We start from the raw sequence: 18756 nt of genomic DNA, 5'->3' as shown, positions 1-18756 counted from the left end.
GGCTCATGCGTTACAGTATTACAGATGTTGTCAACCAGTAATGCACCGTCGGACACCGGCGAGCGGATCCTGGCCGCGGCGGCCAGCTGCGTCGTCGATTTCGGCGTCGACCGGGTGACGCTCGCCGAGATCGCGCGGCGCGCGGGGGTGAGCCGGCCGACCGTGTACCGGCGCTGGCCGGACACCAGGTCGATCGTCGCCGACCTGCTGACCCGGCGAGTCAGCGATGCGATGCGCGAGGCGCCGCTGCTCGGCGAGGATCGGGAGTCCCTGGTGCGCCAGATCGTGACGGCGGCCGACCTGCTGCGGCGCGACCGGCTGGTCATGTCGGTGCTGCACTCGGAGCTCGCGCCCACCTACATCACCGAACGGCTGGGAACCAGCCAGCGCATGCTGATCGACACCCTCGCCGACCGGCTGCGGGCGGCCCAGCGCCACGGCAGCGTCCGTGCGGGCGATCCCGTCCGGCTGGCCACCATGGTGTTGCTGATCGCCCAGTCGACGATCCAGTCCGCGCAGATCGTGCGCCCGGTCCTCGACACCGACACGCTGGCCACCGAACTCGCGCACGCGCTGAACGGATACCTGTCGTGACGGCGCTGAACGCGGCCCGGCGCGCGGCCGACCTGACCGCTCTGGCCGAGGGTGCGGCGCTGGACGTCCTGGTGATCGGCGGCGGCATCACCGGGGCGGGCGTGGCCCTGGACGCGGCGTCGCGCGGCCTGCGCGTGGCGCTGGTGGAAAAGCACGACCTCGCGTTCGGCACCAGCCGCTGGAGCTCCAAGCTGGTGCACGGCGGCCTGCGCTACCTGGCGACCGGCAACGTGGGCATCGCCCGGCGCAGCGCGTTGGAACGCGGAATCCTGATGACCCGCACCGCCCCTCATCTGGTCCGCGCGATGCCGCAGATCGTTCCGCTGCTGCCGTCGATGGGTCGCGGCCAGCGTGCGTTGGTGCGGGCCGGCTTCCTCGCCGGCGACGTCCTGCGGATGGCGGCCCGGACACCGGCCGCCACGCTGCCCCGATCGCGGCGGGTGGCGGCGCGTCGGGTGGTGGAGCTGGCCCCCACCGTGCGGCAAGACGGGCTCGACGGCGGCCTGCTGGCCTACGACGGCCAGCTGATCGACGACGCCCGGCTGGTCGCCGCGGTCGCGCGCACCGCCGCGCAGCACGGCGCCCGGATCCTGACCTATGTGGCGGCCTCCGAGGTCACCGGCGCCTCGGTGCGGTTGACCGACGGGCTGTCCGGGGAGTCGTTCGAGGTGTCGGCCCGAGCGGTGATCAACGCGGCCGGGGTGTGGGCCGCCGAGATCGACGGGTCGTTGCGGCTGCGGCCCAGCCGCGGCACCCACCTGGTTTTCGATGCGGCCGCATTCGGGAATCCCGTTGCGGCGCTGACCATCCCGATCCCCGGCGAGCTGAACCGGTTCGTCTTCGCCATGCCCGAACAGCTGGGCCGGGTCTATCTGGGGCTGACCGACGAAGCCGCTCCCGGACCGATTCCCGACGTGCCGGAGCCGTCGTCGGCGGAGATCGCGTTCCTGCTGGACACGGTCAACACGGCGCTGGGGACCGCCGTCGGGCGCTCCGACGTGATCGGCGCCTACGCCGGGCTGCGGCCGCTGATCGACACCGGCGCGGGGCGCACCGCCGACGTGTCGCGCGAGCACGCCGTGCTCGAATCGCCGTCCGGGGTCATCAGCGTGATCGGCGGCAAGCTGACCGAATACCGTTACATGGCAGAAGATGTCGTGGACCGGGCGGCGGAGTTGCGGGGCCTGCGCGCCGGGCCGTGCCGGACCCGTGAGTTGCCGCTGATCGGCGCACCGGGCAATCCCGGCCCGCCGTGCGGGCCGGTCGCCGGGCTGCCGCCCTCGCTGGTGGCGCGCTACGGCGCCGAGGCGGCCAACGTCGTCGCCGCCGCCCGCTGCCAGCGGCCGCTCGACCCCGTCGCCGAGGGAGTCGACGTGACCCGCGCCGAGTTCGAGTACGCGGTCACCCACGAGTGCGCCCTGACGGTCGGCGACATCGTGGACCGGCGGACCCGGATCGGGTTGGTGGCGCGCGACCGGGAGCGGGTCGTCGGTGTGGCGGAGGAGTTTCTGGGATGCTGAGATTTGCGCTGGTGCTGGCCGCCGCACTGGTGGTCGCCGGATGTTCCACGCACGCGGCCGGCCCGGGCCCGGCTACGACCTCGGCGTCGGCGACCGCCGTTCCGGCCACCCGGACCGTCGACGTCGTCGCCGTCGAGGCCGGGGGCCGACCGGTCAACGGCTTTCACGAAATCACCGGCGACCAAACCATTCCCGACCAGGCGGACTGCACCGAGCCGTCGCCGGCCGCCGTCGGCAAGAACCTCTACCGCTGCTGGCCGGCCTACTACGCCGCCGACGTCTGCTGGCCGGCCTCGGGCCTGGACCTGTTGTGCCTGAACGACCCGTGGGCCAAGGAGCTGCACCGGATCCGCGCCAAAGCGCCGCTGGCGCCGGTGAATCCGCCGGCCACGCCCAGGCCGATGGCCCTGCTGCTCGACGACGGCACCCACTGCCGGGCGCGCAACGGGGGCGCGTGGGGGCACCGCTCCGACGGCCTGCAGGCCTTTTACGGGTGCGGCGATCGGCCGGGGCTGACCGTGCTGGCCCCGCCGGACGCCGATCCGGTCGACCGCTCGGCACCGGTGTGGACGGTCAAGGTCGGTCCCGACAACGCCCCCGAGCCGCCGGCACCCGTCACCACCCACCGGGTGCAGAGCGCCTGGTTCGCCGGCGACTAGGCATCGTCGCGCCGCGCCGATGTCTTACCGGCGCGGACCAGAAATTGGTGGATTTGTGGCTCCCCTGACACTTCCGTGGGTGGGTAGCCGCGAGGGAGGGGCGCACGTCGTTGTCGCCTAAGGTTTCTGGCTTGTCGAAGGTCAGGAACCAAGGGAGCGGGCAACGACGTGCGGAATGTGAGGTTATGGCGTGCGCTGCTGGGTGTCGATAAGCGCACGGTGATCGAGGACATCGAGTTCTCCGACGAGGGCGAGGACGCCGAGGTGGTGGTGGCGCGGGTGCGTCCCCGCAGCGGTGTTTCACAGCGTTGTGGGCGCTGTGGAAGCAAGGCGCCCTGGTATGACCGCGGTGAGGGTCCACGCCGATGGCGGGGCCTGGATTTGGGGACGGTGCAGGTGCTGTTGGAGGCCGACGCGCCGCGGGTGAACTGCCCCACACACGGGCCGACCGTGGTTGCGGTGCCGTGGGCGCGTCATCGCGCCGGACACACCTTGGCCTTCGATGACACGGTGGCCTGGCTGGTGGTGGCGTGTTCGAAAACCGCGGTGTGCGAGTTTATGCGGATCGCGTGGCGCACTGTCGGCGCGATCGTGGCGCGGGTCTGGGCCGACACCGAAAAGACCGCTGATCGGTTTGCCAACCTGCGCCGGATCGGCATCGACGAGATTTCCTACAAACGCCATCACAAGTATTTGACCGTGGTCGTTAACCACGACAGCGGGCATCTGATCTGGGCCGCACCGGGACGCGACAAGGCTACCCTGCGAAAGTTTTTCGACGCTGTGGGCGCCGAGCGCTGCGGGTTGATCACCCACGTGTCCGCTGACGCCGCGGACTGGATCGCCGACGTGGTGGCCGAGCGCTGCCCGGGCGCGATCCTTTGCGCCGATGCGTTCCATGTGGTCTCCTGGGCCACCGAGGCACTCGACACCGAGCGCCGGCGGGCCTGGAACGACGCGCGCTCGCTGGCTCGTAGCGAGCCCAAATGGGGCCGCGGCCGGCCCAGCGAAGACACGCCGCCGCGACCGGGACACGAGCGGGCCCGCAAGCTCAAAGGGGCCCGCTACGCGCTGTGGAAAAATCCCGAGGACCTCACCGAACGGCAAAGCCAGAAGCTGGCCTGGATCGCTAAAACCGACACCCGGCTGTACCGTGCCTACCTCCTCAAAGAGGGCCTGCGGCATGTGTTCTCGGTCAAGGGGCAAGAAGGCAAGGACGCCCTCGACAAGTGGATCTCCTGGGCACGCCGCTGCCGCATTCCGGTGTTTGTCGATCTGGCTCGCCGCATCGTCAAACACCGCGACAGCATCGACGCCGCCCTCGACCACGGCCTGTCCCAGGGGCTAATCGAATCCACCAACACCAAGATCCGGGTCCTGACCCGCATCGCGTTCGGATTCCACAACCCCGCCGCACTGATCGCCCTGGCCATGCTCGCCCTCGGGGGCCACCGACCCGCCCTACCCGGCCGCGGCTGACACCCCCATCAGGGCCACCTCTCGGGGATGTCCCAGGGATGTCCCTTCCCCAAGCGTTGCCGATTCTGCACCACCCGCTCGTCGGCGTCCATGTCGTTCCGCCTCGCTGCGCTCGGGGGCTCCACATGGACACCTCCCACGCGGGGCAGCGCCAAGGAGCAACTATCGCGGAAGGGACCACAGAAACGTCCAACCATCACTGCACCGGCCGCTGAAACCGGGCTTGATCGACCCACGGATACGTCAGGAGAGCCGGATTTGTGCGCCGAATTGTGTTTCGGTGAATCTGGTTGCATCTGGCTGTGAGTACGCACTGTGGTGTGGGTTGCTGCGACGTCACGGAGGTGTGTGGTGAATGCTCGGCGGCGGGGCGCGGTCCGCGTGGCCGGCGCCGGGGCGATAACGAGTGTGTTGGCGGTGGCGGCGATGACCCCGGGGGTGGGAATGCCCGCCGCGCGTGCCGATGTCCTGGATTTGATCATCGATCCGTTGGTGAATGCGGTCGGTACGGGGGTGGCGGGTGCCCTGGATGCCGGCGCGGTCGACGCCGGTGTGCTGACCGCTGATCTCGGTGTGGCGTCGGCGGACGCGACGGCTGCTGGGGCGCAATTGAATTCGACGTTGGTCGCGGTGAGCAATCAGCTCGATGTCGCGTTGAACGCGGCAGGTCAGGACTACATCACCGGCCCGGTGGGCCAGACGGTCGATCCGGCCGTCAACGGGCCGACGGTCTTTTTGTTCGGGCGGGACCTGATCGGTAACGGTGTCAACGGATTCAGCGGGCCCAACGATTCGGTGTTCGGCAGCTCGGGGCAGTTCGGCAATCTCGGTGACGGCGGATTCCTGTTGGGAAACGGGGGCGCCGGTGCTCCCGGCGTGGCCGGTGTCGATCACGGCATCGGGGCGGCCGGTGGTTCTGCGGGGCTCATCGGCGATGGCGGTCTCGGCGGGGCCGGCGTGGACGGCGGTGCCGGTGGTGCCGGTGGGGCCGGCGGATTGCTGATCGGGGATGGCGGCCCGGGCGGCCTGGGCGCCGACGGCGTGGCCGGCGTCAACGGTGGGGCCGGCGGGTTCGGCGGTGCCGGGGGTGCCGGGGGCTTGCTGATCGGTAACGGCGGCGCCGGGGGCGGGGGCGGCGCGGGTGCTGCCGGTGGGGCCGGCGGTTCCGGTGGCGCAGGCGGCGCCGGTGCGGACTGGTTGGCCGGTGTCGGCGGTCTCGGTGGCGCCGGTGGTGACGGTGGTACCGGCGCCGCCGGCGGTGCCGGAGGCGATGGCGGCAGCGCTTTCGGGTTGTTCGCCAGCGGCGGTGGCGGCGGCGCGGGCGCCAACAGCGGGGCGGATGTGTCCGCGACGGTGTTACCCGCGCTGGGCGGCGCCGGCGGTAACGGCGGTCTGTTCGGTGCACACGGGATGGTCGGTGATTTCGGCACCCTGACCGGAGTCTCCACGGGCGGCGTCACCGCCGCGGGGGGCGTCACCCAGTCCCAGGTGGCCAACAGCGACCTGCTGACGATCGGGACCACCGGGGTGTGGCTGACCAACAGCAACGGCCAGGTCGTCGAACTGCACGGGTTCAACCTCGTCGACAAGCTGCCCCCCGGCGAGCCGTCCGCGCTGGGCTTCGACAATGCCGATGCGCAGTACTTGGCCGACCACGGCTACAACGTGGTGCGGCTGGGCATAATCTGGTCCGATCTGGAGCCGGAGCCCGGTGTGTACAACACCGCCTATCTCGACTCGATCGACCAGACGGTGAAGACCCTGGGCAACAACGGCATCTACACCATCATCGACCTGCACCAGGACGCCTACAGCAGCACGTTCGGCGGCGAAGGAATGCCGCTGTGGGCGACCCAGACCGGCGGGCTGCCCAACCCGCAGCTACCTTTCCCGGCAAACGAATTTCTCGACCCGGCCGAGCTGCATGCCTGGGACGCGTTCTGGTCCAACGCCGCTGCCCCCAACGGGCTCGGGCTGGAGGACAACTACGCGCAGATGGCGGAGTATGTGGCTAACAACTTCAACGGCAACCCGGATGTGGCCGGAATTGAAATCATGAACGAGCCGGAACCGGGCGCGCAGTGGCCGCTGGCGGTGCTGGGCGACCCGTTCTTCGAGCAACAGCAGCTGACGCCGTTCTACGACCAGACGGCGATGGCGATCCGGGCCGTCGACCCGAGCACCACGATCTTCTACGATCCCAGCATCACCGCCGAGTTCGGATCGCCCGTCCATCTGGGCACGGTCGACGTCCCGAACACCGCCCTGTCGTTCCACGACTACTGCCAGTTCATGTTGGGCCCCGTCGGGTGCATTCCCGACATCGGTCAGATCGCAACGAATGCCGTGCAGTACGCGCACGGCCAGGGCATCCCGGCATTCATGACCGAATTCGGGGCGACGAACGTCCAATCGAACATCGCTGCCGTGATGGGAGTTGCCGACAAGAACCTGGTGGGGTGGACGGAGTGGGCCCTCACCGGGCAGAACGACATCACCGGCTCGCCCAGCACGGAGTGGTTGATCAACAACCTCTCCGAGCCGTTGACCGGCTCCAATGTCAACACCGCCACGCTGGACACGCTTTCGCAGCCGTATCCGCAGGTGATTTCGGGTACGCCGCAGTCGTGGTCGTTCGTCAACGGGGTCTTCGACTTCACCTACTCGACTGTCAAGGCCGACGGTATCGGCGACTTCGCCGCCGGTTCGAATACCACCATCTCGGTGCCGCAGGTGGAGTTCCCCGGCGGGTATACGGTGGCGGTCACCGGCGGGCAGGTTGTCTCGGCCCCTGATGCCGCCCAACTCGTCATCGCCTCGGACGCCGGTGCCGACACCGTCAAGGTCGTCGTCAGCCCGGTGACCCCGGGCGGCTGAGCAGACGCAGAATCGCACGCGGGACGCCCGCGCAATGCGATTCTGTGTCTGCTCGCGGTGCTCAGCCGGCGATGCGTGCGCGGTCTAGGTGGCCCGCGATCCGCGTGACGAGACGGTCGGGTGCGCGCCGCACGTCATCGGCGACGATGGGGATGACTGTCCACCCAAGCTCTTGCAGGCTGGCCAGCCTCCTCTTGTCGCGGAGCATCTCGTCCCGCCCGGCATGCCAGGCGATGCTTTCGTATTCTGCGGCCACATGTGCTTGCGGCCAGGCGAAGTCGACGCGCCACAGCTCGCCGTCGCGGTCACGGATCTCATATTGGAGTTCGGGAAGCGGTAGGCCACCGTCGATCATGACGAGCCGCGCCTCGCTCTCCATGGCCGATTCCGCCCGTCCGTCGGCGAGCGGCACGAGATCGCGGACGGCGACGATGCCGCGCCGACCCCGCTGCTCGGCAACAGCGAGTTCGATGTCATTGCGAGCGCATCGCTTTGAGCGCAGCGCGGCGTCGAGCGTTGCCAGGGCTCGCGGTCGGCGCAACTGCCTTGCTACTTCGACGGCGGTCCATGCGGGTGCTGTCGCGAGACGCCCCGCCACCCGCTGCAGCGCAGCGCCGGCGCGTTGGTGGACCATCAACCCGACCGTCGGGCGCATCCTCACCCCGGGGTCGAGGACGTGAATGCTGGTCGTGTCCTGGGTGTCGAATCCGTGCAGCGCAGCGGCGGTCCCCAGACAGGCAACCGCGTGCCGGCCCATGAAGACGTCGAGCGCTGCCAACCGGCCCAAGAGATCTGGTGCCTGGGCGGCATAGACGCCGTACCACACGCGGACTAGACCACCGGTCTTGACTTGAACGTCGAGTTGCTGGCGGGTCATGACCCCGAGCAGTTGTGCGGTGGTCGCAAAACCGCCGCATTCAGACAGGATCTCGAGCGCGCCGGTGTGCACCGCGAAAGCATGCGAGGGTGTCCTCGCCCGGGCCAGTCACCGCTGGGGATAACGCCGCGAGCAGACACAGAATCGCGCGCGGGACGCCCGCGCAATGCGATTCTGTGTCTGCTCGCGGTAAAGAGGTGACTACAGCGGGATGTTCTTGTGGCGGCCGCGCCGTGCCGGCGCCTGGGCGAGCGCCTCGGTGAGCTTGCTGCGGGTGTGCGACGGGTCGATCTTCTCGTCGACCACGCCGATCTCGATGGCGCTGTCGACCCCGCCGGCGATCCGCTCGTGCTCGTCGGCCAGCTCGTTGTGCAGCGCCTCGCGCTCGTGCTCGGGCGCCGCGGCCAGCTTGCGCTTGTGCAGGATGCCCACCGCCGCCTTGGCGCCCATCACCGCGACCTCGGCGTCAGGCCAGGCGAACACCTTGGTCGCGCCCAGTGAGCGGGAGTTCATCGCGATGTAGGCCCCGCCGTAGATTTTGCGGGTGACCAGCGTGACCCGCGGAACCGTGGCCTCGCCGAACGCGTGCAGCAGCTTGGCGCCGCGGCGCACCACGCCGCCCCACTCCTGGTCGACACCGGGCAGGTAGCCGGGCACGTCGACGATCACCACCAGCGGAATGCCGAACGCGTCGCACAGGCGCACGAAACGCGCTGCCTTCTCGGCGCTTTCAGAGTTCAGGCAGCCGCCGAGGCGCAGCGGGTTGTTGGCCAGCACGCCGACGGTGCGGCCCGACAGCCGTCCCAGCCCGACCACCATCGAGGGCGCCCACTTGGCCTGGAACTCGTCGAACGGCGTGTCCGCATCCAGCACGGCGGTCACGATCGGGTGCACGTCGTAGGCCCGCCGGGGCGATTCGGGCAGCAACGCCCTGATGTCGGTGTCACCGGCCTCGGCGCTGCCGCGGTCGAAATGGCCCTGCTGGCAGAACAACCCGACGAGCCGGCGGCCGCGCTCGTAGGCGTCGAGCTCGTCGTCGGCGACGATGTGGCACACCCCGGACTTCTTGTGGTGGGTGTCCGGCCCGCCGAGCGAGGCCATGTCGACGTCCTCGCCGGTGACGCTGCGCACCACGTCGGGCCCGGTGACGAACACCCGGCTCTCCGGCGCCATCACGATGACGTCGGTGAGCGCGGGCCCGTAGGCGGCACCGCCGGCGGCGAAGCCGACGACCACCGAGACCTGCGGGACGTAGCCGGACGCGCGGATCATGGCCTCGAACACCTGGCCGACCCCGTGCAGCGCCCGCACGCCCTCGGCCAGCCGCGCCCCGCCGGAGTGCCAGATGCCCACGATCGGGCTCTGCTCCTCGATGGCGGTGTCGTAGGCGTCGACGATGTGCGCGCAGCCCTCGACGCCCATCGCGCCGCCCATGACGGTGCCGTCGGTGCAGAAGCCGATGGTGCGCACGCCGTTCACGGTCCCCGCGGCGGCGAGCACGCCCGAGCGGTCACGTTCGTGCAGCAACTGCACGCTGCCGTCGTCGAAGAACGTGCTCAGACGCAGCAGCGGGTCGCGGGGGTCGAGCGACTCGCCAACCGCCTCGGGGGCCGTGATTGTCATCGCGTTTCTCCTGTTCCGGTGATGCGTCGAGGGGTTCAGTACCGCCCGAACGTGATCGCGACGTTGTGTCCGCCGAACCCGAACGAGTTGTTGATGGCGTAGTTGTATTCGCCGGGCCGGGGTTTGCCGGCCACCACGTCCAGGTCGATCTCGGGGTCGAGGTTCTCCAGGTTCAGCGTCGGGGGCACGACCTGGTCGCGCAGCGCGAGCACGGTCAGGATCGACTCGACGGCGCCCACGGCGCCGACCGAGTGGCCCAGCGCGGCCTTGGGGGCATACACCGCAGCGTGGTTGCTGCTGCCCAGGGCGTTGTTGATGGCCTTGCTCTCGGCCAGGTCGCCGACCTGGGTGCCGGTGGCGTGGGCGTTGATGTGGTCGATGTCGCCGGGGGTCAGGCCCGCCAGTTGGATGGCCCGGCTCATCGCGTGCCCGGCGCGTTCCCCGTTGGGGTCGGGGGCGACCATGTGGAACCCGTCGGAGGTGATGCTGGCGCCCATGATGCGGGCCAGGATGTTGGCCCCGCGCGCTTTGGCGTGCTCCTCGGTCTCGATCGTCATGAGCGCCCCGGCCTCGCCGAACACGAAGCCGTCGCGGTCCCGGTCGAACGGACGGCACGCCCCGGGCGGGTCGTCGTTGTTGGTCGACATCACGATGCGCATCGCGGCGAACGCCGCGATCGGCACGGCCTCGATCCTGGTCTCCACGCCGCCGCAGATCGCCATGTCGGCCTCACCGAGCACGATCTGCTGCCAGGCGCGCGCGATGGCCTCGCACCCGGACGCACACGCCGACACCGGCGTCATCACGCCGGCCTTGGCGTGCCGTTCGAGGCCGACCGCCGCGGCCGCACCGTTGGGCATGTACTTCTGCACGCCCAACGGCGAGACCGCTTTGATCCCGCGAGCCCGCATGTCGTCGTAACTGAAGACCATCTCCTCCGACGACCCCAGACCGGTGCCGATGGAGACGGCCAACCGGTTGGTGTCGACCTCCGGGTTGCCGGCGTGCTCCCACACCCGGCGGCCCAGGACGGTGGACATCCTCTGCAGATAACCTGTGCGGCGCAACTCGACACGGGTCAGCTGGCTGTCGAACTCCTCCACGAGGTGCCCGCCGATGCGCACGGGCAGGTTGAACTCCTCGACGAAGGGGTCCGTGAGAGTGCGAATGCCACTTTGGCTGTCCTGCAACAGCTTCCAGGTGGTTTCAGCGTCAGGCGCCAGCGCGGTCGTCATGGCAACGCCGGTGACGACCACATTGGGAAATGCTTTCCCGGTAACCAGCTCGGTCATGGGTCTTGCGAACTTTCCTTCCATGCTTGTCCGGCTCCTGCTCGGGCCGGGTGCGGCCCGCATCGTCGCCGGACGTCGTGCTCAGTAGCGTCCGAATGCGAGCGCCACGTTGTGACCGCCGAACCCGAAGGAGTTGTTGATCGCGTAACGGAACTCGCCGGAGCGAGGTTCGCCCGCGACAACATCGAGGTCGATCTCGGGGTCGGGGGTCTCGTAGTTGAGGGTTGGGGGTATCACGCCGTCCCTAAGGCTCAATACCGTGAGAATCGACTCGAGGGCACCGACCGCGCCGATGGAGTGACCCAGCGCCGACTTGGGCGCATAGACCGCCGCATGTTCGCAGCCGGCGACCCGCAGGGCGTTGGCTTCCGCGGCGTCACCGATCGGGGTCGCGGTGCCGTGCGCGTTGACGTGGTCGATGTCCTTGGGGGACAAGCCCGCCAGCTCCATCGACCGGGTCATCGCCCGGCCGGCGCGGACGCCGTCCGCCGCGGGCGCCACCATGTGGAAGGCGTCCGAGGTGATGCCGGCACCGAGCAGCCGGGCCAGCGGCTTGGCGCCGCGGGCCTTGGCGTGCTCTTCGGTCTCGATCAGCATGAGCGCCCCGGCCTCGCCGAAGACGAAGCCGTCGCGGTCCTTGTCGAACGGACGCGAGGCACGCTCGGGCTCGTCGTTGCGGGTCGACATGGCCCGCATCATCGAGAACGCCGCTATCGGCAGCGCCTCGATGGGGCCCTCGACGCCGCCGCAGACGGCGACGTCCGCGTCACCCATGACGATCTGGCGCCACGCGTGGGCGATCGCCTCGGAGCCCGACGAGCAGGCCGACACCGGGGTCATCACCCCGGCGCGGGCCCCGAGCTGCAGCCCGACGGTCGCCGCGGCGCCGTTGGGCATGATCATCTGAACGGCGAGCGGGGACACCTTGCGGGGGCCGCCCTCGTTCATCAGGTCGTAGGTCTCGACGATCCGCTCCGCGCCGCCCAGGCCGGTGCCGACCACGACCGTGAACCGGTCGGGATCGACCTCGGGGCTGCCGGCGGACTCCCAGAGCTGACCGCTCAGCAGCTTGGCCATGCGCTGGACGTACGACATGCGCCGCATGTCCAGCCTGCCCATGTGGCTGTCGACCGGTTCCTTGAGGTGGCCGCCGATCTTGACGGGCAGGTCCCACTTGGTGACGAAGTCGTCTTCGAGGACGTGGATGCCGCTCTCGCCGGCCAGCAAGCCCTTCCACGTGCTCTCGATGTCCGGCGCGATCGAGGTCGTCGCCGTGACGGCGGTTACCACGACGCTGGGGTAACCGCCATTAGCAGTGGAAGGCTTGGTCACTTGCTGTCCGCTTCCAACCTCGCCTGGACGTTGGCCACGGCCTCGGGGTTCTCCGACTCGAGCTTGGCCCGCAGCGCCTCGGCGGCCTCGGGGTTCTCTTCCTCGAGCTTCTGGATGTAGGAGACGACGTCACCGACGGTGCGCAGACCGGCGAGGTCCTCGTCGGGGATCTTCACGCCGTACTTGTCCTCGGTCTGCACGGCGATCTCGACCATCGACAGCGAGTCGATGTCCAGGTCGTCGACGAACGACTTCTCCGGGGTGACCTCGGACGGCTCGATGCCGGTGACCTCTTCGATGATCTCGGCAATACCGGCGATGATTTCTTCTTGACTAACGGCCACGGCCTATTCCCTTCGTAATGTGTTGTGTGGTAATCGGATTGACGTGCTATCTGGTTGTAGCGGCCTTGAAGCCGGACGAGTTGGCCCTCAGAGTTCCGCCAACGCGTCCAGGTCTGCGGGTGATTTGACGGCGCGGGCCGTGACTCCCCGAAGTTCACGCTTGGCGATACCGGTCAGAGTGCCCGCGGGCGGGAACTCGACGACCGCCTGCACGTCGTGCTCACGCAGTGTCTGCGTGCACAGGTCCCAGCGCACCGGCTGGGTCAGCTGGGCGACCAGTGTGTCCATCGCCGCGGCCGCCGAGGTCACCGGCTTCCCGTCGTGATTGGACAGCAGCGTGCCGGTTGGCTCGGCCGTCGTGATCGCGGCCGCCGCGGCGGCGTAGCCGTCGAGGGCCGACGCCATGTACTTGGTGTGGAACGCCCCGGCCACCCCGAGGGCGCGGACCCGGGCCTTGGCGGGCGGGTCCTCGGCGAGCTTCTCCAGCGCGGTCAGCGCGCCGGCGGCCACGATCTGCCCCGCGGCGTTGCGGTTGGCCGGGAACAGGTCGAGTTCCTCGAGGCGGGCCAGCACCTCGGCCTCGTCACCGCCGAGCACCGCGGACATGCCGGTGGGCTCGGCGGCGCACGCCTTGGCCATCTCGGCGCCCCGCGTGGCGGCCAGCGACACGGCGTCGTCCGCGCCCATCACCCCGGCGATCGCGTAGGCCGCGATCTCACCGACGGAGTGACCGGCGACGATGAACTCCGCACCGTCGAGCAGCCCGCGCGTGGCCAGTTCCTGGTGGGCCAGCAGTGTGGCCGCGACGATCAACGGCTGGGCGATCGCGGTGTCGGTGATCTCCTCGGTCGAGGCGGTGGTGCCCAGCCGCACGAGATCCAGGCCGCTGGCCTTCGACCACAGGGTCATCTGGTCGGCAGCGCCTGGCAGCTCGAGCCACGGCAACAGCATTCCCTCGGTCTGTGAACCCTGCCCGGGTGCAAGTAATGCGATCACGTGTCTAAGAGAACACTGTGGAAACGGTTTTGGCGGGTGTAACAGATTATGAACCTCGTCTTAGGTTTTTGTATGGAGGCTACAAAACCGCTCTTGAAGCTATGTGTTCGAGACCGTTCCGAGACCTGTTGCTTGGGTCACTATCGCCCGCCTGGGGGCTCACGCGGGCGGCGCACCGGCCCTGACCGGCAGCGGAACCTGCGTCATGGTGCCGCCCGCTACGCCGGCCGGATGCGTGGGGTAGTTGAGCTGGCCCACCGTCGCCGCCACGCGCAGCACGTACGCGTCCCTGGGCTGGGTGGGATCGCGCCCGGTGAAGTCGGTGATGCGCTTGAGTCGGTACCGCACGGTGTTTGGATGAACGAACAACTTCCTGGCGCAAGCCTCAATCGCGCCGCCACAATCCAGGTAGGCCTCGAGGGTTTCGATCAGCGTGGGCCCGGCGTCGGCCAGCGGTCCCATCACATCGGTGTGCAGCGCCACGATCGCCGACGCGTCGCCCATCAGGGCGCGTTCGGGCAGCAGTTCTCGCGCCTGCACCGGCCGCGGCGCCCCGCTCCAGCCGGCGACCGCGTTCATTCCCGAGATGGCCTCGCTGGCGCTGTGGTAGGCCGCGGTCAGCATGGGCGCCGTCGGCCCGATGACCACCGGGCCGTCGGAGAACGCGTTCAGCAGGTCGGTCAGGAACTTATCGGTCGGCGACAAGTGGCCGGACACGATCGCCACCAACCAGGTGCCGTGCACGTCGGTGAGCGCCGCCCGCCCGTGCCGGGCGGCGATGTCGCGGACGTCCTGGCTGGCGCGCTCGCTGCCGGCCGGGTCGCTGGTGCCGGTCGAGTCGACGCGACCGGGTGCGGGGGTGCCGACCACCACCGTCGCCGGAGCGGTGGTGTCCCAGTTCAGCGCCGCCGCCCGGGACAGCAACTCGGGGCCGGTGTCGCCGCGCACCACCGCGTCGACGACGCTGGCCTCCATGCGGCTGTCCCAGGTGCCCCGCGCCTCGGCCGCGTCCGCGTAGGCCGTGGCGGCGGTGAACGCCAGGTCGCGGCTGTACTTCAGGATCCCCACCGTGAGGGCGGTCAGCTGCTCTTCGGAGCGGGCCAGCAGCGGCACCACCTCCTCGAAGAACTCCATGGTGACCCGCACCATGTCCACGCTGTGGCGCAGCGGCATCCGCCGGGCCAGGTCCTGGGGCACCAACTCGAAGGCCTGCGCGGTGTAGCTGACGTTGCTGTGCGGGTCGTGCATCCACTCCACGAAGTTGACCACCGCGGTCTGCACGACCAGCGCCACGCTGGCGCGCTGGGATGCTTCCAGGTCGGCGAAGAAGGGCAACCGCTCCTGCATGGCCGAGACGGCCTCGGTGGCCAGGCGGCCGGAGTACTGCTTCAACCGTCGCAGCACGGAGTCGGGAACGGTGGCCAGCAGCTCCAGGGGCGACCGGGGATGCTTGGCAAACGGACCGGCGAAAGCGTTGTCGTTCACCCCTAAAACCTACGCTTGTTTTTAGGAAGTTTCCGCCAAACCGGGGCGTCCTCAGGCCACGCCGGGGTCCGACGTCTGCTCCGGGGCGGCCAGCACGTCGTCGATGCGGTACTGCCGGGCGGCCGCGACCGCCACCGACGGGTCGATCTCCCCGTCGCGCGCCAGCGCCTCGAGCACGGCCACCACCTGCGACTCGGCGTCGGTGTTGAAGAAGCGGCGCGCCGCGGGGCGGGTGTCGGAGAAGCCGAACCCGTCGGTGCCCAGCGTCACGTAGGTGTTCGGCACCCACGGCCGGATCTGCTCGGGCACCCCCCGCATCCAGTCCGACACGGCGACGACCGGCCCTGCGGCCCCCTCGAGCGCCCTGGTGACGTAGGGCACCCCCGCGGACCGGTCGGGGTGGAGCAGCCGGGCCTTCTCGACGGCCACGCCGTCGCGGTTCAGTTCGCCCCAGCTGGTCACCGACCACACGTCGGCGGCGACGTCCCACTCGGCGGCCAGCAGCTCCGCGGCCTTCAGCGCCCCGGGCATGGCGACCCCGGAGGCCAGGATGTGGGCCTTGTTGGCCCGCTGCTCGGTGGCGGTGTGGTAGCGGTAGATGCCCCGCAGCACGCCCTCGGGATCGAGGTTGTCCGGCTCGGGCGGCTGGACGTAGGGCTCGTTGTAGATGGTGATGTAGAAGAACACGTTCTCCGGGTCCGGCCCGAACATGCGGGCCAGCCCGCTTTCGACGATGTAGGCGATCTCATAGGCGAACGCCGGGTCGTAGGACACCACCGCGGGATTGGTGGCGGCCAGCAGCAACGAGTGGCCGTCGGCGTGCTGCAGACCCTCGCCGGTCAGCGTGGTGCGGCCCGCGGTGGCTCCGAGCAGGAAGCCGCGCGTCATCTGGTCGGCTGCGGCCCACATGCCGTCGCCGGTGCGCTGGAAGCCGAACATCGAATAGAAGATGTAGAGCGGGATCATCGGCTCGTTGTGCGTCGCATACGAGGTGCCGGCCGCGATGAACGACCCCACCGACCCGGCTTCGTTGATGCCCTCGTGCAGGATCTGCCCGACTTCGCTCTCCTTGTAGGCCAGCATCAAGTCGGCGTCCACGGCGGTGTACAGCTGGCCCAGCCGGTTGTAGATCTTCAACGACGGAAACCACGAGTCCATGCCGAACGTGCGCGCCTCGTCGGGAATGATCGGGACGATCCGTGGCCCCACCTCCTTGTCGCGCATCACCTCTTTGAAGGTGCGCACCAGCGCCATCGTGGTGGCGACCTCCTGGTTCCCGGACCCCTTCTTCAGCGCGGCGTAGGTCTCGCGGCCGGGCAGCCGCAGCGCCTTGGCCTTGGTGCGGCGCTCCGGCAGGAAGCCGCCCAGGGTGCGGCGCCGGTCGAGCAGGTAGCGGATCTCGGGGGCGTCGGAACCGGGGTGGTAGTAGGGCGGCAGGTAGGGGTTCTCGTCGAGCTGGGCGTCGCTGATCGGGATCCGCATGGAGTCGCGGAACCACTTCAGGTCTTCCAGCGCCAGCTTCTTCATCTGGTGGGTGGCGTTGCGGCCCTGGAAGTGCGCGCCCAGCGAGTAGCCCTTGATGGTCTTGGCCAGGATCACCGTCGGCTGGCCCTTGTGGTCGACGGCGGCGCGGTAGGCGGCGTAGACCTTGCGGTAGTCGTGACCGCCGCGTTTGAGGTTCCAGATCTCGGAGTCGCTCATGTTCTGCACCAGCGCCTTGGTGCGCGGGTCGCGCCCGAAGAAGTGGTCGCGCACGTACCCGCCGTCGTTGGCCTTGTAGGTCTGGTAGTCGCCGTCGGGCGTGGTGTTCATCAGGTTCACCAGCGCGCCGTCGCGGTCGGCGTGCAGCAGCGCGTCCCATTCGCGGCCCCACACCACCTTGATGACGTTCCAGCCGGCGCCGCGGAAGAACGACTCCAGCTCCTGGATGATCTTGCCGTTGCCGCGCACCGGGCCGTCGAGGCGCTGCAGGTTGCAGTTGATGACGAAGGTCAGGTTGTCCAGGCCCTCGAGCGCCCCGACGTGCGCCAGGCCGCGGCTCTCGGGCTCGTCCATCTCGCCGTCGCCCAGGAAGCACCACACGTGCTGGTCGGAGGTGTCCTTGATGCCCCGGTCGTGCAGGTAGTGGTTGAACCGGGCCTGATAGATGGCGTTGAGCGGGCCCAGGCCCATCGACACCGTCGGGAACTCCCAGAAGTCGGGCATCAACCGCGGGTGCGGGTAGGACGGCAGCCCGCCGCCGGGATGGCTGTGCTCCTGGCGGAACCCGTCGAGCTGGTCGGCGGTCAGGCGCCCTTCCAGAAACGCGCGCGCGTAGATCCCGGGGGAGGCGTGGCCCTGGATGAACACCTGGTCGCCGCCGCCGGGATGCGACTTGCCGCGGAAGAAGTGGTTGAACCCGACCTCATAGAGCGCCGCCGAGGAGGCGTAGGTCGAAATATGGCCGCCCACACCGATTCCCGGGCGCTGGGCGCGGTGCACCATGATCGCCGCGTTCCACCTGATCCACGCCCGGTAGCGACGCTCGACGTCCTCGTCGCCGGGAAACCACGGTTCCAGCTCGGTCGGGATGGTGTTGACGTAGTCGGTGGAGGTCAGCGCCGGGATGGCCACCCGCTGCTCGCCGGCCCGTTCCAGCAGCCGCAGCATGAGGTAGCGCGCCCGCGCCGGACCCGAGCGCTCCAGCAACTCGTCGAAGGACTCCAGCCACTCCGAGGTCTCCTCCGGGTCGATGTCGGGCAGATACGACGCCACACCTTCGCGGATCACCCGAACGCGGTCGGGTTCACTTGCGCTGCTTGGGTTTTTCGCCAGATCGTGGCGCGCGAACTCGGTGGTCAACGCACTGCTCCTGTGGTCTGCGGGACGTGTGGCTTCGCGGTGCATCGCACCCGGTCTCCCTATCGTGCCGCACCGCTGTCCGGCGCGGGTACCCGCCGTCCCTCCGCCGCGCAACGTTCACCTGGCGCCGTGATCCGGTGCGTCGGGAGGTTGCGCGACACCCTCACCCGGTAACGTCAGCACCCGTGCTCATCGGATGGCGCGGGGTCCCTCGCGCGCGCGTGGGAGACCTGCGCAGACGGGGCGCCCTGGCGCTGGGCTGCGCGGCGGCGGCCCTGATGGGCGTGCTCGGCCTGGTGGCCGGGTGCACCACGGTCACCAATGGCACGGCGACACCCGACACCAACCTGGCCCCGGCCTACCGGCAGTCGGTCTCGGCGTCGGTGTCGGCCTCGCAGGCGACCTCGAGCAGCCGGGAGTCGCAGCGGCAGCAGTCGCTGACGACCAGGGCGGTCCGCAGCTCGTGCGATTCGCTCGCCACCGCGAGCAAAGACGCGATCGACAAGGTGAACGAGTTCGTGGCCGCCTTCAACGCGGGCCGCAGCACCGGCCCGACCGAGGGCCCGGCCATCGCGGCGCTCAACGACAGCGCCTCGAAGGTCCTCGACAGCTTCAACGACGCCCTGTCCCAGCAGCTCAAAGACGCCTTCAACGCCTACGCCGACGCGGCGCACGCGGTGGCGAACGCCATCGGGACCCACGCGCCGACCGGCGAGTTCAACAAGCGGGTCGACCAGCTCAACGACGCCAAGACCAAGGCGCTCAAGCTGTGCCTGGCGTCGTTCTGAGAAGCCCCTGTCCAGTCGATTTCCAGGTCACCTCCTGAGTAGAGGTATG

General features: G+C 69.3%; 14 protein-coding genes. 6 read left to right on the top strand and 8 right to left on the bottom strand.

The features are described 5' to 3' along the window. Positions 1 to 24: 24 nt before the first annotated feature. From ACJ512_RS19050 to ACJ512_RS19030, 5 genes are all read left to right on the top strand, one after another. The gene (locus ACJ512_RS19050; protein ID WP_407688844.1) at positions 25 to 594 is read left to right on the top strand and encodes a TetR/AcrR family transcriptional regulator; all 570 of its coding nucleotides are present in this window, start codon (positions 25 to 27) and stop codon (positions 592 to 594) included. Next, positions 582 to 2114 (top strand): glycerol-3-phosphate dehydrogenase/oxidase, encoded by a 1533-nt coding sequence (locus tag ACJ512_RS19045; RefSeq protein WP_407688855.1) that lies wholly within the window; start codon positions 582 to 584, stop codon positions 2112 to 2114. Before ACJ512_RS19050 ends, ACJ512_RS19045 begins: the two co-directional genes overlap by 13 nt. Further along, positions 2108 to 2773 (top strand): hypothetical protein, encoded by a 666-nt coding sequence (locus tag ACJ512_RS19040; protein ID WP_407688843.1) that lies wholly within the window; start codon positions 2108 to 2110, stop codon positions 2771 to 2773. Before ACJ512_RS19045 ends, ACJ512_RS19040 begins: the two co-directional genes overlap by 7 nt. Before the next feature lie 168 nt (positions 2774 to 2941). Continuing rightward, entirely contained in the window at positions 2942 to 4252 is a 1311-nt protein-coding gene (locus ACJ512_RS19035; RefSeq protein ID WP_407689792.1) for an ISL3 family transposase, read from the top strand. A gap of 351 nt (positions 4253 to 4603) precedes the next feature. After that, the gene (locus tag ACJ512_RS19030; RefSeq protein ID WP_407688842.1) at positions 4604 to 7129 is read left to right on the top strand and encodes a cellulase family glycosylhydrolase; all 2526 of its coding nucleotides are present in this window, start codon (positions 4604 to 4606) and stop codon (positions 7127 to 7129) included. Between the two features lie 61 nt (positions 7130 to 7190). Here the strand turns inward: ACJ512_RS19030 and ACJ512_RS19025 are convergent, their stop codons facing one another. From ACJ512_RS19025 to aceE, 8 genes are all read right to left on the bottom strand, one after another. Beyond that, positions 7191 to 8078: a hypothetical protein gene (locus tag ACJ512_RS19025; protein ID WP_407688841.1), complete on the bottom strand. Its 888-nt coding sequence runs from the start codon at positions 8076 to 8078 to the stop codon at positions 7191 to 7193. Positions 8079 to 8207: 129 nt separating this feature from the next. Further along, entirely contained in the window at positions 8208 to 9629 is a 1422-nt protein-coding gene (locus tag ACJ512_RS19020; RefSeq protein WP_407688840.1) for an acyl-CoA carboxylase subunit beta, read from the bottom strand. Positions 9630 to 9664: 35 nt separating this feature from the next. Continuing rightward, positions 9665 to 10921: a 3-oxoacyl-ACP synthase KasB gene (gene kasB, locus ACJ512_RS19015; protein WP_407688839.1), complete on the bottom strand. Its 1257-nt coding sequence runs from the start codon at positions 10919 to 10921 to the stop codon at positions 9665 to 9667. An 81-nt stretch (positions 10922 to 11002) separates the two neighbouring features. Beyond that, on the bottom strand, positions 11003 to 12253 hold the full coding sequence (gene kasA, locus ACJ512_RS19010; protein WP_407688838.1) for a 3-oxoacyl-ACP synthase KasA: 1251 nt from the start codon (positions 12251 to 12253) through the stop codon (positions 11003 to 11005). Next, positions 12250 to 12597, bottom strand: coding sequence for a meromycolate extension acyl carrier protein AcpM (acpM, locus tag ACJ512_RS19005; RefSeq protein ID WP_407688837.1), 348 nt, complete (start codon positions 12595 to 12597; stop codon positions 12250 to 12252). Before acpM ends, kasA begins: the two co-directional genes overlap by 4 nt. An 87-nt stretch (positions 12598 to 12684) precedes the next feature. Then, positions 12685 to 13593: an ACP S-malonyltransferase gene (locus tag ACJ512_RS19000; protein ID WP_407688836.1), complete on the bottom strand. Its 909-nt coding sequence runs from the start codon at positions 13591 to 13593 to the stop codon at positions 12685 to 12687. 159 nt (positions 13594 to 13752) lie between these two features. After that, on the bottom strand, positions 13753 to 15078 hold the full coding sequence (locus ACJ512_RS18995; protein WP_407688835.1) for a PucR family transcriptional regulator: 1326 nt from the start codon (positions 15076 to 15078) through the stop codon (positions 13753 to 13755). Between the two features lie 51 nt (positions 15079 to 15129). Then, positions 15130 to 17919: a pyruvate dehydrogenase (acetyl-transferring), homodimeric type gene (gene aceE, locus ACJ512_RS18990; RefSeq protein WP_407688834.1), complete on the bottom strand. Its 2790-nt coding sequence runs from the start codon at positions 17917 to 17919 to the stop codon at positions 15130 to 15132. Between the two features lie 185 nt (positions 17920 to 18104). On the opposite strand from aceE, the gene ACJ512_RS18985 reads away from it, so the two are divergent. Further along, the gene (locus ACJ512_RS18985) at positions 18105 to 18707 is read left to right on the top strand and encodes a hypothetical protein (RefSeq protein ID WP_407688833.1); all 603 of its coding nucleotides are present in this window, start codon (positions 18105 to 18107) and stop codon (positions 18705 to 18707) included. Positions 18708 to 18756 lie beyond the last annotated feature (49 nt).

Source organism: Mycobacterium cajalii (assembly GCF_045809005.2).
In the GTDB taxonomy this organism is placed as follows: Bacteria; Actinomycetota; Actinomycetes; order Mycobacteriales; family Mycobacteriaceae; genus Mycobacterium.
This window is presented reverse-complemented; position numbering and strand designations above follow the sequence as displayed.